At 59.1% G+C, this 15443-nt stretch carries 9 protein-coding genes; 6 read left to right on the top strand and 3 right to left on the bottom strand.

From position 1 onward, the window contains the following. The first annotated feature begins 115 nt into the window (after positions 1-115). The 5 genes from recC to BT116_RS05755 all read left to right on the top strand — a co-directional run bounded on the left by recC (position 116) and on the right by BT116_RS05755 (position 11319). Entirely contained in the window at positions 116-3586 is a 3471-nt protein-coding gene (gene recC / locus BT116_RS05730; protein WP_072340994.1) for an exodeoxyribonuclease V subunit gamma, read from the top strand. Continuing rightward, positions 3583-7257, top strand: coding sequence for an exodeoxyribonuclease V subunit beta (gene recB / locus BT116_RS05735; RefSeq protein ID WP_072340997.1), 3675 nt, complete (start codon positions 3583-3585; stop codon positions 7255-7257). Before recC ends, recB begins: the two co-directional genes overlap by 4 nt. Continuing rightward, positions 7254-9347, top strand: coding sequence for an exodeoxyribonuclease V subunit alpha (gene recD, locus BT116_RS05740; protein ID WP_072341000.1), 2094 nt, complete (start codon positions 7254-7256; stop codon positions 9345-9347). The genes recB and recD overlap by 4 nt, the downstream gene beginning before the upstream one ends. A gap of 296 nt (positions 9348-9643) precedes the next feature. Continuing rightward, positions 9644-10261: a tetratricopeptide repeat protein gene (locus tag BT116_RS05745; RefSeq protein ID WP_139209406.1), complete on the top strand. Its 618-nt coding sequence runs from the start codon at positions 9644-9646 to the stop codon at positions 10259-10261. Positions 10262-10566: 305 nt separating this feature from the next. Beyond that, entirely contained in the window at positions 10567-11319 is a 753-nt protein-coding gene (locus tag BT116_RS05755) for an SIR2 family NAD-dependent protein deacylase (protein ID WP_072341008.1), read from the top strand. A 28-nt stretch (positions 11320-11347) separates the two neighbouring features. Here the strand turns inward: BT116_RS05755 and BT116_RS05760 are convergent, their stop codons facing one another. The 3 genes from BT116_RS05760 to BT116_RS05770 all read right to left on the bottom strand — a co-directional run bounded on the left by BT116_RS05760 (position 11348) and on the right by BT116_RS05770 (position 15143). Beyond that, complete coding sequence (locus tag BT116_RS05760; protein ID WP_072341011.1) at positions 11348-11884, bottom strand: GIY-YIG nuclease family protein; 537 nt, start codon at positions 11882-11884, stop codon at positions 11348-11350. Between the two features lie 56 nt (positions 11885-11940). Continuing rightward, positions 11941-12954: a helix-turn-helix transcriptional regulator gene (locus BT116_RS05765; RefSeq protein WP_072341014.1), complete on the bottom strand. Its 1014-nt coding sequence runs from the start codon at positions 12952-12954 to the stop codon at positions 11941-11943. Between the two features lie 95 nt (positions 12955-13049). Further along, positions 13050-15143, bottom strand: coding sequence for an AAA family ATPase (locus BT116_RS05770; RefSeq protein WP_072341017.1), 2094 nt, complete (start codon positions 15141-15143; stop codon positions 13050-13052). A 136-nt stretch (positions 15144-15279) separates the two neighbouring features. On the opposite strand from BT116_RS05770, the gene BT116_RS31215 reads away from it, so the two are divergent. Beyond that, positions 15280-15432 carry a hypothetical protein gene (locus BT116_RS31215; protein ID WP_170845902.1) on the top strand — a complete coding sequence of 51 codons (153 nt, stop codon included), beginning with the start codon at positions 15280-15282 and terminating at the stop codon, positions 15430-15432. The last annotated feature ends 11 nt before the right edge of the window (positions 15433-15443 follow it).

The raw sequence follows: 15443 nt of genomic DNA on the forward strand, positions 1-15443 counted from the left end.
GATGGTGGTGCAGACCTTCGTACAGGTGGTGATACATAGCCATATCGGATTAAAGTGATGGCCTTTTGCTGCTCTGTATCGCAGAGCTGAGCGTTCATGGCTGAGGGAAGCGTTTATGCAGGATGCGGACTCGTTGAAGCCCGGCTTCATGATTATTCACGGCAATCGCTTGGATGACTTGCGTGAGCTAGTTGTGAACTGGATGCAGCGCTACCCGTTGGCTCCTTTGGAAAACGAAGTCGTGCTGGTGCACAGCAACGGCATTGCTCAATGGTTGAAGCTGGCGCTGGCTGAAGATCCTGATAACGGTGGCTGCGGTATCGCCGCAGCGTTGGATGTGCAACTTCCTGCGCGTTTCCTTTGGCAGGCCTACAGGTCTGTATTGGGGACGGAGACGACACCAGAGTCCTCCCCGCTGGACAAGGCGGCACTGAGTTGGCGACTTATGCGCTTGCTGCCGCAATTGCTAAGCAAAACCAATTTCAGCAGCTTGCGGCGATTTCTTCAGGAGGATGACGATCAGCGCAAACTCTACCAACTCTCCGAGCGGCTGGCGGACCTGTTTGACCAGTATCAGGTCTATCGGGCCGACTGGCTGGAGGACTGGGCGGCTGGGCGTGATCAGCTAAAGCACATCAAAGGCGGTGTGAAGCCGCTGGAGCCCGACAATCTGTGGCAAGCGGAGCTGTGGCGTGAAGTATTGGCGGATGTTGGCGAGGGTGCTCTTGAGCAGAGCCGTGCCGGTGTTCACAAGCGTTTTGTCGCACGCCTGCGTGAATCAGGGCAGCGCCCGAATGGGTTACCTCGGCGTGTGGTGGTGTTTGGCATTTCATCTATGCCGGCACAGGTTCTGGAAGCCCTGGCGATACTCTCGCGCTACAGCCAGGTGTTGCTGTGTGTGCACAACCCTTGTCGCCATCACTGGGGCGATATCGTCGCTGACAAAGACTTATTGGGCCATGCCTATCGCCGTCAGCCAAACAGAAGTTCCTCTATGGCGACGAGCCAACATGGCCAGCCTTTACTCGCCGCGTGGGGTAAGCAAGGTCGCGACTACATCAATTTGCTCGACCACTATGACGAGCCGACTAGTTATCGACACCTGTTCGAGGGCTTGAACGGCGGGCGTATCGACCTGTTCAATGACGAGCCACCTTCAAGCCTCCTAGGTCAATTGCAAAGCGACATTCTTGAATTGCGTCCTTTGGCTGAAACCCGCGAAGTATGGGGCCCCGTCGACGTGGCCCTGGATCGCTCGGTGCGCTTCCACGTGGTCCACAGCGCGCAGCGTGAAGTGGAAGTGCTGCATGATCAGTTGCTCGCCCGCTTCAGTGCCAATCCGGCGCTAAGCCCTCGGGATGTGATCGTGATGGTGCCGGACATCAATGCGTATGCACCGTATATCGAGGCCGTGTTCGGTCAGGTGCCGCGTCATGACCCTCGTTATCTGCCCTTTACCCTGGCCGACCAGGGGCAGCGTGGCCGCCAGCCATTGCTGATCGCCCTCGAACACTTGCTCAAACTACCCCATAGCCGCTTCGCCGTCAGCGATATTCTCGACCTGCTAGATGTGCCGGCATTGCGGGCGCGTTTCGGTATCAAGGAAGCGGATGTGCCGATCCTGCAGCGCTGGATCGACGGTGCCGGTGTGCGCTGGGGCCTCGATGCGCAGCAGCGCGAAAGCCTGGACATGCCTGCGGGCCTGGAGCAAAACACTTGGCGCTTTGGTATGCGCCGCATGCTGTTGGGCTACGCGGCCGCCCAAGGGCCTGAACTGAATGGAATCGAGCCCTATGACGAGGTTTCCGGCCTGGAAGCCGCACTGGCGGGGCCTCTGTTGACCTTGCTCGATCACCTGGAAATTGCCCGGGACGACCTGCAGCAGCCGGCCACGCCAATACTCTGGGTCGAGCGCCTGCAATCGCTGTTGAAGGTGTTTTTCCGCCCGGTGGGGGATGCTGAAGAATTGCTGGTCAACCAGTTGCTCAAGCTGCTCGATGACTGGTTGCGTACCTGCGAGTCCGCGCAGTTCGACGAACCGCTGCCGTTGAGCGTTATGCATGAAACATGGCTTTCCGGCATAGAGGAGGGCGGCTTGTCGCAGCGGTTTCTCGCCGGTGCAGTGAACTTCTGCACGTTGATGCCGATGCGCGCGATCCCTTTCAAAGTGGTGTGCCTGCTGGGCATGAACGATGGCGATTATCCGCGCCAACAGTCGCCAGTCGATTTCGACCTGATGCGCAACGATTACCGCCCGGGAGATCGCTCGCGTCGCGAGGATGATCGCTATCTGTTGCTGGAGGCGTTGTTGTCTGCCCGAGAGCAGTTGTACGTGAGTTGGGTCGGTCGCAATATCCGCGACAACAGTGAGTGCGTGCCCTCGGTGCTAATCGGGCAACTGCGTGATCATCTGGCCAGCGGCTGGCGGTCGGCAACGCCCGAGGCGTTGCTGCACGCCTTGACTCAGGAACATCCGCTACAGCCTTTCAGTGCGGCTTACTTTGCCGACCAGCCAGGGCCTGATGGGCTATTCACTTACTCCCATGAGTGGCGTGAGGTGCATGATTCCCAGGCCGAGAACCTATCGGTCGACCTGCTGCCCGGGCTCGCGCAAGACACGCCATTGACCCTGCGCCAACTGGCCGGGTTTGTGCGTGATCCGGTCGAGGCGTTCTTTCAGCAGCGGCTCAAGGTCAATTTCGACAATGACGAATTGACCAGCCGCGACGATGAAACCTTTCAGCTCGACGGCCTTGAGAACTGGCAACACCAGGATCGACTCAGCCAGGCGCTCAAGCGTTGGGTAGAAGAGGACTACCGATCTGAGGACGCGATGGCCGAGCTTGATCTGCATGTGCAGCGTTTACAGCGTGAAGGCAAGTTGCCGCTGAGCGGCTTCGGCACGTTGAGCGCATCGGCATTGGCCGAGCCACTGCCGGACATGCTGGAGCGTTATCACGCGCAGTTGCAGGCGTGGCCGGAAATCGAGGAGGGCCAGACCGCCGCAACGATCGCGGCGCACGAACCGACCCCAGGATTGAGTGACTGGCTGGGTGGCATTCGCCGCAATGCCCAAGGTGAGCGAGCCTACTTGCAGCTGGACAGCAAGAAGCTATGCAACGACGACAGTTGGCGCTGGCACAACCTGGTTCGTCCCTGGGTGCGCCATCTGGCATTGCAACTGAGTGAACCGGGCTGCACCACGATTCTGGTCAGCTTGAACGGGGATGTAGTGTTCCGGCCAATGCCAATGCAACAGGCACAAGAACAGTTGCAGTCGCTGCTCGACGCCTGGGTGGCGGGCATGCGTGAACCGCTGCCAGTCGCCTGCAAAAGCGCATTCGCCTGGCTCGAGGAAGTGGGGGAAGGCGGGGAAGACAACGACGCGGCTTCCGAGAAAGCCCGCGAGACATTCGACGGGGGCTACATGCGCACTGGAGAGGCGGACAGCTCTTTCGCCTTGCGCCGTGCCTACGCTGACTTCGATCAGCTGTGCGCCTCCGGTCATTTCGCCTCGTGGGCCACGCGCTTGTATGGCGGACTGTTCAATCATCTTTCGTCGAGCCGCGCAGGGAGCGACCAATGAAACCGTTGAATCTCAACCCCCTCGACTTTCCCTTGCATGGCAGCCGATTGATCGAGGCGAGTGCCGGTACTGGCAAAACCTTCACCATCGCCTTGTTGTACGTGCGTCTTGTGCTTGGTCATGGAGGTGAAGCCGCCTTCAAGGACCTGCTGACACCACCGCAGATTCTGGTCGTAACCTTCACTGATGCCGCGACTCAAGAACTGCGCGACCGTATTCGTGCGCGTTTGACCGAAGCGGCACAGTGCTTTCTGGAACCTGAGCGCGAACACGACAAGCTGCTGCAGCAACTGCGTGCCGAGTACCCGCCGCAGGAATGGCCTGATTGCGCGCGTCGGCTGCAACTGGCGGGTGAGTGGATGGATGAAGCGGCTGTCTCGACCATCCATGGTTGGTGCTATCGGATGTTGCGTGAGCATGCCTTCGACAGTGGTAGCCTGTTCACTCAGACACTGGAGACCGATCAGAGCGAATTGCTGGCCGAGGTGGTCAGGGATTATTGGCGTCGGCATTTCTATGAGTTACCGGTGGAGCAGGCCCGAGCCATCAGTGATTGTTTCAAAAGCCCACAGGATCTGGGGGATGCGCTCGGTTCGTTGCTGACGCGACGGGATGCGACCTATCAATACAACACCCAGCCCCTTGAAACCCCTGGCTCGTTGCAGGCGTTACTTCAAGAACCGGGTGAATGGTACGGAACAGTCGGCGAACTGGAGCGTAACGCTCGCAAGCTTTGGCTTGAGCATCAGAACGAACTTGAGGAGGTGTTGCGCAGCATTCGTCCTCACATGAGTGGCAATACCTACAGAAAAATCAAACAAGATGACGTCTTCAACGGTCTCCTGAATAAACTGGCGCAGTGGTCCAGGGGGCAACCGGCACCGCATAACGTGCACGCCTTCGGTCAGACAGGCATAACACTGAATGGAAAGGCCGTGGCACCTGAACATCAGGCGTTCAAGGCGATTGATCTGTGGATCGAACAGCGCGATGCCAAAGTTGATATCCGCGCTCAACTGCTGCTGCACGCCTTGCATGAAGTGCGCGAGCGTTTTGATGAAGAAAAGCGCCGTCGCGCCGAAATCGGCTTCGACGACTTGCTCAATCGACTTGACCAGGCCTTGCAAGGCCCGTCGGGCCCACGTCTGGCTGAGACCATTCGCAAGCAGTACCCGGTCGCCTTGATCGATGAATTCCAGGACACCGATCCGGTTCAATACCGGATCTTCGAAACCATTTACCGCATCCCCGACAACCTGAATGACTGCGGCCTGTTCATGATCGGTGACCCGAAACAGGCGATCTATTCCTTCCGTGGTGCGGACATCTACACCTACCTCCAGGCGCGCGAGGCAACGGCTGGCCGTCATTACACACTGGGGACCAACTATCGTTCCACCAAGGCGATGGTCGACGCGGCCAACCACTGCTTCCGATACGCCGAAGCCCAGCCTCGGGGCGCGTTTCGGTTCGCCACAGAAGATCAGGGCAACCCGGTGCCGTTCAACACCGTCCAGGCCAATGGGCGTGACGATGTGTTGCAGATCAAGGGGGCGGATCAACCTGCCTTGACGTTCTGGCAGCTGGAAACCGAGGGTGTGGTCAATAACGCCACCTACTTGCGTAACGCAGCTGAAGCTTCGGCATCGGCGATTCAGGCTTGGCTTGATCCCGCTGCAACCGAGTGTTCCGGTTTGCTGAAAGGCAATGGTGAATTCGTCGCCTTGCGGCCCGCCGATATCGCCATTCTGGTGCGCAATCGCAAGGAGGCTGAAGCCATACGCAAAGCCCTGGCGCATCGGCAACTGGCCAGCGTTTATCTCTCCGACAGGGACTCGGTCTTCGAAAGCGAAGAGGCCAAAGACCTTCTGTATATCCTGCGGGCGTGCGCTCAACCGACCAGCGATCGGCTGGTGCGTGCTGCAATGGCGACCCGCAGCGTCGGGTTGTCATGGCAGAACCTGGAGCAATTGAACCAGGATGAATTGTTCTGGGAGCAACAGGTCCTGCTGTTCAGGGATTTTCGTGTGTTGTGGCAGCAACAAGGCGTGCTGCCGATGCTGCGCAAGCTGCTTGCCACGTTCAAGGTACCGGCCCGTTTGCTTCTGGAAGAACAGGGCGAGCGCCGCTTGACCAACCTGTTGCATCTGGCCGAATGGTTGCAACGCAGCGCCGCCGAACTCGATGGCGAACATGCGTTGATCCGCCACCTCGCCGAGCAGGTCGGCGGCCAGAGCGAAGAAGAAATTCTGCGGCTGGAAAGCGATTCAGACCTGATCAAGGTCATCACAGTGCACAAGTCCAAGGGCCTGGAATACCCATTGGTGTTGCTGCCATTTGCCTGTAGCGCCAGGGCGATCGATGGCCGAAGCACAACACCGCCTATGTTCCACGACGACAAGGGGCTGGTGATCGAGCTGATCAAGGGGGATCTGGCCAAACCGGCACAGGCGCTTGCCAACGATGAGCGCATGGGTGAAGAGATGCGCCTGCTCTACGTTGCCCTGACGCGAGCCCGTTACGCCACCTGGATATGTGTGGCGCCTCAGGGGGCCAAGGCTGGAGGAAAATCGACAGATTTGCATAAGGCAGGCCTGGGTTACATGCTGGCTGGCGAGAAGCCGATAGCCGCGGAGAGTCTGCTCGGCGTGGTCGAGGCACTGGCCAGTGGCTGCCCGGACATTGAGGTGCGCGCAGCGCCAGCACCATCGGAAAATGTCCACACGGCACCCACTCCACCACCGGTGGGCCCAGCCTTGCGGCCCTTGCACAAGCTCGCGGCAAATTGGTGGATTGCCAGTTACTCGGCCTTGGCCATTGCCGACGGATATGTCCTGATGGGGGCGGAGCCGGGTATCAGCCTGGAGCCGGCGACCGCGCTGGAAGCCAACTTGCAGGAGGAGGACGAAGCTGAAGCCTTGCCGGCAGGAGCCGGGATTCACGGTTTCCCTCGGGGTGCAGGACCTGGCACCTTTCTCCATGGACTGTTCGAATGGGCCGGTCGCGAAGGTTTTGCCAAGACCGCTGGAGATCCGATCACGCTCCATAACACCGTTGCCCGACGCTGCAACCTTCGCGACTGGGAAACCTGGATCGAGCCACTGTCCGCTTGGCTTGGCAGCTATCTGAATGCGCCGCTGCGATTCAACGGTACCCAGTGCAAACTATCGACCCTCAGCACCTATCAGGTAGAGATGGAGTTTTGGTTTTCCAGTCGCGCGGTGAGCGTTCAGCGCCTTGATGCACTGGTGCGGCAATACACATTGGGTGGTGCACCGCGTCCCGTACTGGCCGCCAATGAGTTGAACGGCATGTTCAAAGGCTTCATCGACCTGACGTTTGAATATCAAGGTCGCTACTACGTAGCGGACTACAAATCCAACTGGTTGGGCAGCAACGACCAGGCCTACGACGCCGAGGCGATGGCCGAAACCATGCTGGACAAGCGTTACGACCTGCAGCTGTGTCTGTACCTGCTGGCCTTGCATCGCCAGCTCAAGCTGCGCCTTGCCGGGTATGACTACGAACGGCACATGGGCGGGGCGGTGTACCTGTTCGTCCGTGGACACCAGGCGCCCACCCATGGTGTGCATTTCGAGCGACCGCCACGGCAGTTGATTGAACAACTGGACCAACTCTTCATGGGCCAGCACGCGGAGGCCAGCGCATGAGCCAGACCCTTAAGCAACTGAGCAACGGCCAGCGCAACGTTGATCACCCGCCGTTGTTCGTTGGCGATGCCGACAGCAGCGAGCTGCTGCATCTACTCGACAATTGGGTGAACCGAGGCTGGTTGCGCGCACTGGATCGCTCATTCGCCACCTTCATACTTGAACAGGATCCCCAGGCCCAGGCCAGTGTGTTGCTGGCCGCCGCGATGACCAGTCATCAACTGGGTCGAGGGCATTCCTGCCTGGATCTGGTTGCTACCCTGCAAGCGCCTGACTTTGTGTTGTCGTTACCTCCTGAAGGGGAGGAGGGCGGCCAATTACCGTCGCAATGGTTGCTGGGCCTGGATGTCGCGCAATGGCGCCGGGCGTTATGCTTGAGCACGATGGTGGAGGATCGGGACGAGCCGCAGCGATTTCCGGAGCGGCCGCTGGTGTTGACCGGACAGCGTCTGTACCTGCGTCGTTACTGGAACTATGAGCGCAGCATTGCCCAGGCGCTGAGCGCCCGTTTGAGCGTGGACGCGGTAACACCGGAAAAACTTTCCAGTCGGCTCGATGCCTTGTTCCCTGACACCTTTGAAGTTAACGGTGAACGCCGTAGCGACTGGCAAAAAATTGCCTGTGCGCTGGCGGCACGAGGTAACTTCAGCGTCATCACCGGCGGCCCCGGCACCGGCAAGACCACCTCGATCGTGCGTTTGCTGGGGCTGTTGCAAACACCGGCCGTGGAGGAAGGGAAGCCGCTGCGAATTCGTCTCGCCGCCCCCACCGGCAAGGCAGCAGCACGCTTGTCCGAGTCCATTGGCAAGGCCGTCCGTGAGTTGCCGGTCAGCGCCCCGGTGCAAGAGGCGATCCCGACGGATGTTTCCACATTGCACCGTCTGTTGGGCAGTCGACCGGATTCGCGCAACTTCATTCACCACCGGGACAAGCCACTGGAGCTGGATGTATTGGTGGTCGATGAAGCGTCGATGATTGACCTGGAAATGATGGCTTGCTTGCTCGATGCCTTGCCTCGGCAGGCGCGCTTGATTCTGTTGGGTGACAAGGATCAGCTGGCATCGGTGGATGCAGGCTCCGTGTTGGGCGACCTTTGTCGCAACGCTGAAGCCGGCGTCTATAGCGAGCAAACAGTGGCCTGGCTGGAGGCCCACAGTGGTGAGTCGGTCAGTGCTCCGGGGTTGCAAACGGCAGTCGGTGCTGGCGATCCGCTGGCCCAGCAAACCGTCATGCTGCGCTACTCCCGACGCTTCGACGCCCAGCAGGGCATTGGGCGTTTGGCCAAACTGGTCAATGAGAAAAATGCCGCCGAAGCACGAAGCCTGCTTGATCAGCAATTGCCTCAGCTGTTCAACCTCAAGTTGCGAGGCGAGCATGATGTCGCACTCACCGAGTTGATTATCAACGGCAAAGGCGATGCTCCGGGTTACCGTCATTACCTTGAGCAGCTGCGAGACCAGCGCCCTGCGAAAGGCACTCCCTGGGACAGTGCCCTCTGGGCCGGTTGGGCTGGCAAAGTATTGGGCGCGTTTGATGAGTTCCGTCTGCTCTGCGCGCTGCGTCGCGGGCCTTGGGGTGTCGAGGGCCTGAATCAACGAGTGGCCGCCGAACTGCGCCGCTGTGAGTTGTTGTCGGGGGACCAGGGGTGGTACGAAGGGCGACCGGTGCTGGTCACCCGCAATGATTACAGCCTGAACTTGATGAATGGTGACATCGGCATTGCTCTCTGGGTACCGGGTCCCTCTGCGGAGCGGGGTCTTCGTGTGGCCTTCCCGCGAAACGATGGCAGCGGCGGTGTTCGTTTCGTGATGCCGAGCCGGCTGGTGGAGGTCGAGACGGTCTTCGCCATGACGGTGCACAAGTCCCAGGGCTCGGAGTTCAACCATACGGCCCTGGTATTGCCCGATGCGCTGAACCCTGTGCTGACCAAGGAGCTGTTGTACACCGCCATCACCCGTGCCAAGCAATGGTTCAGCCTGGTCGAAGCCAGTCCGGGCGTATTTGAAGGGGCGGTGAGTCGCAATGTGCAGCGAACCAGCGGACTGGCGCTGCAACTGCAAGATGAACTGGCAACGCTTCAACGCACTTGAGTGGGGCGTTCAAGCATTTGTAGCCTGGGTACTGCGCTTCAGCGGTGACCTTTGCCATGGCAGAGGTCACCGCCTGAACGGTGATTGTGAAGTTGGCTTGAGGGCCGGCGGTAGCGACCACGCGCTGCATGAAGGCTCGCTAGGTTTTCATAGGTTCAGGCTCTGGTTAACGGTAATGAGCCTTCATTGTGATAATCGGGCACGACAGGATGTGTCGAGATGCGGTTGCGACACAAAATGACGTCGGCATTTCGATAATGGGGCTTATCGAGATGATCAACCGGAAGGCTATACGAATGAGCCCAGACGAAAAAATGTTCCAGCTTTTGGACGCCCTGTTGCCCGATGCCGAGCGCATGCGGTTTGTCGAGTCGCGGTCGCCATGCGTTGCGGATGCAGACATTGGCATGCCGTCCTTGAGACTGTTGAAAGCGCCGGTCGACGGCAAGCTTGCGTACCTCACGATCAAGGCCGCGAACCCCGTGGCTACTATGGCCGATCCTGCGTTGCTACGCATTCTGTACCGTTCGCTACGCGATGACGCCCTCGCTTCGGATCCTGATGCGCTCAATGATCTCGGCTGGCTCTGGATCAACGGTCGTTGCGTCCCTTTCGATAGTGTCCTTGCTCGCCGATGTTTCAAACTTGCGTATGTGCTGGGGTCGGGTGAGGCGGCGTTCAATCTTGGCGAGCAAGCCTGGTACGGGCGGGGCATGGGCATTAACCAGGACCTGGCGGCCAGTTACTACGAGCAGGCCTATGAGCGCGACATCCTGTGTGCGGCGCAAGCGCTTGGGCGTTTGCATGAAAAAGGCATGGATGGCCAGGCGCCAGATTTTGCCAAGGCCACGCACTGGTACCGACTGGCTGCCGGGGCTGCGTTTGCCTCAGGAGATAAATGCCATGGGTTTTGAGAGTCGGGTATCGATGGACGGTTACAAGGCACGGTGGAAATGCTGTTGGCCTTGCTGCCTAGGGCGTAAACCAAGCGGGACGAAGGCGTCATGACATGCCCATAAGACCAAGACCTTTCACCTTTGTCTGCGATACTTGTGGCTGGAAGAAAACGGTCGCGCCGCTCAGTGATGCCCTTGTACCGGGAGACTGGTTCGAGCGATGCGAGAGGTGTGGAAACGAAGCGCTGACCTTGCGACCGGCCAATAGGATCGATCGTGCGTTGGCTGAATGGTTTGGCCGGTTACGACACTAGGAGGCGGTCATGATCGAGTTTCTGGGCCCGCGTTTGCGCGATGCGTCCCATGTGGTTGTCTTCACTGGCGCGGGTGTTTCCGCCGAGAGCGGCATCCCGACGTTCCGCGACGCCATGACCGGATTGTGGGAGCGTTTTGATCCTGCTGCGCTGGCCACGGCGAATGCCTTTCGTAACGACCCGGCGCTGGTATGGGGATGGTATGAATGGCGACGCTCGAGGGTTCTCGCCGCCAAACCCAATCCCGCCCATTTGGCCATTGCCGAGCTCGCCCGGCGAGTCACCAGGCTGACGGTCGTTACCCAGAATGTCGACGACCTGCACGAGCGTGCGGGTTGTCATGACGTGATTCATTTGCACGGTAGCCTCCACTCGCCGCGCTGTTTTGCGTGTGCCCGGCCATATGAGCAGGCTACCGATCCATTGAATGAACCTGGAGATGGACGCAGGGTCGAGCCTCCTCGCTGTCGGCATTGCAATGGCAAGGTCCGGCCGGGTGTGGTCTGGTTCGGCGAGGCGCTACCGGAGCAGGCATGGCGTGAAGCGCTGGCCGCTGCCGAAGATTGCGATCTGCTGCTTTCGGTGGGCACTTCGGGACTGGTGCAGCCCGCAGCGAAAATTCCTTTGATCGCCAGGGAGCATGGTGCTCTCGTGGTGCATGTCAACCTGCAGCGAGAATCGATCCAGGGCGAGAGGGAGTTCAGTCTCGTCGGTAAAGCGGCAGAAATACTGCCGCGATTACTTGCTCAGGCTAGCGCGTAGCGGACGTCCTCAACGGTCAGCGCACGGCTTAACGAGCGCCCTGTCTGCCGAACATGGGCCGGTTCGAGGCCCACAAGCCATCTTCTATCGCCTGGACCACGGCAACGTCGACCTCTTTGCTGAATCGCCAGGCTTGAATGCGCAACATTCCCTCGCATTCCGGCAGCCAGTGGGACAGTTGCAAGGCGTAGGTGCCTTTATTGCCGAAGCCCAAGTGCTGCTTGATCCGCGCATCCAGATTGACGGAGCTTCCGACATACAGCAGGCGTGATACAGGATTCAGGCGGCAATAGGCTCGATCATTCTTGCGCGTGTCCTTGGCCTCTGCAAATGCCAGATAGAGGTCTTCGCAGACAGCGTCGTCGACTGACATCTGATAGATGTAGCGCGCTTTGGAAGAGGACCAGGTCTTAAGCGCTTCCAACGCTTGAGCAGGATAGCCTTTGCGGATGTCACTGAGCGGAATGAACACCTCGTGGAGGCTATCGATAGGTGTACGTTCGACATAGCCGGCCAGATCACGCAGATGGCAGGCGATGTCGTTCAGGGTGGCGGGTGTGAGCATGTGTTCCTGCCTTGTTGAGCCGTCGAGCAAAAAATGGGCTAGTCGCGTCGGTTGCGCTAGATTTCTGGTGCGTAAGCCGCCGCTGCGCGGCGTAATGTATCGCCTACCTGCTGACGCAGGGCCGCAGGTTCCTGCACGACCAACGAGTCGCCCAACGATAGAATCCACCAGTGCAATTGCCATGTATTGTTGACGGTCGCTTGCATCTGAAAACCCTCTGGCCGTTCTTCCAGCACCATGTCCGTGCTCAACGGCGTTTCTCGAATCAACCTGGCCTGGTGTTCGCTCACCCAGGCCTTGAGTTGGATCTTCTCCGGTTTGCCAAACTGCAAAGCGTCGGTGGCCAGGTACGTTTGCAGTTCAAATGTCTCCAGACCCTGGCATGGCGTGTCGAGCACCGTTACCGCTCGAAAGCGATGAACCGCGAACTGACGGACATCGGTATACGGCGCGGCGGTAGCGATCAGATAGGTGATCAGCCCTCGCTGGACAATCGCCAGGGGGTTGAGCGTCAGCTCACTGAGTTTGTTGGTGTGTGCCGAGTAATACTGACAATGAACTTGCTGCTCGCTGATCAGGGCATGTTGCAGGGCCTCCAGGATTTCCGCCTGGATGTCCGGCGCTCGAAGATTGAAATCCGGCCGAACGCTCGCAACTTTGTCGGGCCAGCGGGCGGCGGGGTTGCCATCTTCGAGGCCTTTGAGTTTTTGCCGGGCATGCTCGAAGCGCGGTTCCAGCACGCTCAACATGCTGGCTGGAAGGAGCGGGCGCACCGCATCTTCGACCAGCGCCAGACTGACGGCTTCAGTCAGGGTGATGCCCTGCAACTCGACGCTCACGCCCGGCTTCCAATACCAACCGAAGGGCGTTCCACCGTCGTTGCACTGCAACGGAAACACCAGGGACAGGTCACGCAAGTCGCGCTCGATACTGCGGCGACTGATGGAGTAGCCCGCGGTCGTCAGGCGGGTCAGCAATTCACTCACCGTGATACCCGGGGCGCGCTTGGGCAATTGTTGCAGCAACTCCCATTGACGACTCAACGCGGTATGGTTCTTGGCTGATGGCAAGAGAAATCATCCTTGTAATAGTGAGGCGGGCCTGCAGCTAGCGAATTTGCCGGGTTGTCTGCCTATCGGCGACAACCGGGCAACCTTTAGTCCGGTTAATGTATGAAACCGATTGGGCGCTGCTGGCCGGCGGACTTGAGTCGGCACTCCGCCAGCAACGCCCCGGCCAGCTCGTCGGCAGTGGCGAATGGCTTGAAACGTCCTCGGCGCGCGACTGCCGCAAAGTCACCTGGGGTCAGGTGCCGCTCGCCTCGCAAGCGATTGGCTGCGGTGTGCTGCGGGTCTTTCAGTGCCAGCGCCTTCAAGTGCGCGGCAAACAATGCCTGTGCCTGGGCGGGGGCCAGGTAGCCGAAATGAACCTTTAGATCAAAGCGCCGCAAGGAGGCTTCGTCTAGATCGAGCATCAGGTTGGTCGAGGCAATGAACAGCCCTTGATAGCTTTCCATTTGCGTGAGCATTTCATTGACCGCGGTGACTTCCCAGCTCTGTCGTGCCTTGCGCCGGTCCTGCAAAAAACTGTCAACCTCATCGAGCAGCAGCACCGCGTCTTCCTGTTGCGCGCGTTCGAAGGCGCCCGCCAGATTCTGCTCTGTCATTCCGACATAGGGTGAAACCAGGTCGGAGACACGCTTGATTATCAGTGGCTTGCCCAATTCTTGCGCCAACCATTGGCCAAACGCCGTTTTACCCGTGCCGGGCGGACCGTAGAAGCACAGGCGTGCCTGGGGATGGATACGCAGGCCTTCAACCAGGCCATCAAGCGCCTGGTCGGCGTTGATCCATTGCGGAGAATAGAAAGTCGGCAAGCCGCTGCCGCTGTCATTGTGCAGTTTCTCCAGGCCTTGTGCTTTGAGTGTACCGTCGACGATGCAACGGATCGTCGTATCCAGCGTCTTGCCGGCACGGTTTCCTGCGTTGCGGCCTACTCGCACGGCTCGCTCCAGCACGGCCGGAGTCACTTGTTCATGGGCACTGAGATGCTCGATCAATGCTTCACTCAACTTACCCTCGCCACACTCACGCAGCATCTGCTTGCGCTGCGCCAGAGGTGGGTTGGGGATCTCGATCACCAGGTCGAAGCGACGTAAATGTGCCGCGTCGATCGCTTCAATGTTGTTGCTCAACCAGAAACAGGGCAGCGCATTCTCTTCCAGCATGCGATTGATCCAGCCCTTTTGCGAACGATTATGAGCGTCGGTGCTGGCCGTTTGAAAAATGTCTTCGATCTCGTCCAGTACGAGCAGGGCCCGTTGCGAGCGCAGCACGCTGTTGGCTGCACGTAACGAGCACAGGCGCTGTTTGGCCTGCACGGGGTCACCATCGCTGTCCGTGCAGGCCACTTCATAAAGCGCGCTGTTCAAGCGCTTGGCGAGCAATCGACTGAGCTGGGTCTTGCCGGTGCCCGGCGGACCATAAAGCAGAATATTCACGCCTTGACGGCCTTGAGCCAACGCTTTGGCCAAGTAGCGTTCAGCGATGTTCAGTGGCTGTTTGATGTGTCGGTAGTGCGCCAGGCTCAAGCTGCCTGGCGGGCTTGGGCGGAAGGCATACGCAAACAAATCCAGCGATGTGCCTTTGCTGAACCGCAGCAGCCCGGGAAGTGCCTGATTGCTCACCGTCAACATCGAGTTCAGTGCCGTCGACGCGCGGGAGTTGCTTCCCAGCTCCAACAAGCCTGCTTGGATCAATGGGCTGTTGTTCGCCAAACAGGCCTCGACGTCGGTCAGTTGCAGGCCCAACAAAACCGCCAGGACTTTCATGGCACGGTTCAATCCCACCATGCCCAACTGATCGGTGGCATCGCTGAGCACTGGGTCGATATGCATCAGCACGCAAAATCCCAGTATTCGCAATTCTGCGTCTGCCAGCCCCAATAGTCCTCCCAATGCCTCGAGGTTGCTCCCCAGGCGGTCCGGGTATGGCGTATCCGGATGACTTGTCTGGAACGAACGCGCGCTTCGGCGCAAGGCAGACAAGACAAGGGCCGGATTGTACTCTTCGACATGGTCTACCCATTTGGCCAGACCAAGCTCACGGGCCAGATCATCATCGTTGAGCCCGTGTCGACTTATTAAGTTTCGATGCCCTCCCAGATCCAGCAGCAGTTGGAAACTCCACTTCAGCGAGAGTGCGCAAGTATCGGCAGCTCGGCGGCTGTCGTGGGCGAAGGGGGTGAGTCGGGTTCCCATGCTGACTATCCTGTTGCTATGAAGAAGGCAGGATGGGATGAGGGCTGGTCAGAATGTGTCGTGGTGACAGGGAGGCCGTGGACATTCAGGCCCGACACAATTTGTCGTGCCTGTGTCTCAGTCTGGAGCCCACAACATGGACCGCAGAGGAATGGCAATGCTGAAGAATGTACTGGCAACCGTGGGTTTGGTCGTGGTGCTCAAAAAGAGCGTCGATCTTTACCAGAAGTACAAGCGAATGGAGCGGGAGAATGATGTTTGGCGCAAGGCCGCCAGTGGCAGGGATTGAGGGTCGCCGCC

The organism is Pseudomonas sp. NFACC16-2 (genome assembly GCF_900119205.1).
Taxonomy (GTDB): Bacteria; Pseudomonadota; Gammaproteobacteria; order Pseudomonadales; family Pseudomonadaceae; genus Aquipseudomonas; species Aquipseudomonas fluorescens_Q.

Coding starts and splice junctions, on each gene's coding strand:
- recD (WP_072341000.1), top strand. CDS start 7,254: ATGAGCCAGACCCTTAAGCAACTGAGCAACGGCCAGCGCAACGTTGAT.
- BT116_RS05745 (WP_139209406.1), top strand. CDS start 9,644: ATGAGCCCAGACGAAAAAATGTTCCAGCTTTTGGACGCCCTGTTGCCC.
- recB (WP_072340997.1), top strand. CDS start 3,583: ATGAAACCGTTGAATCTCAACCCCCTCGACTTTCCCTTGCATGGCAGC.
- BT116_RS05770 (WP_072341017.1), bottom strand. CDS start 15,143: ATGGGAACCCGACTCACCCCCTTCGCCCACGACAGCCGCCGAGCTGCC.
- BT116_RS05760 (WP_072341011.1), bottom strand. CDS start 11,884: ATGCTCACACCCGCCACCCTGAACGACATCGCCTGCCATCTGCGTGAT.
- recC (WP_072340994.1), top strand. CDS start 116: ATGCAGGATGCGGACTCGTTGAAGCCCGGCTTCATGATTATTCACGGC.
- BT116_RS05755 (WP_072341008.1), top strand. CDS start 10,567: ATGATCGAGTTTCTGGGCCCGCGTTTGCGCGATGCGTCCCATGTGGTT.
- BT116_RS31215 (WP_170845902.1), top strand. CDS start 15,280: ATGGACCGCAGAGGAATGGCAATGCTGAAGAATGTACTGGCAACCGTG.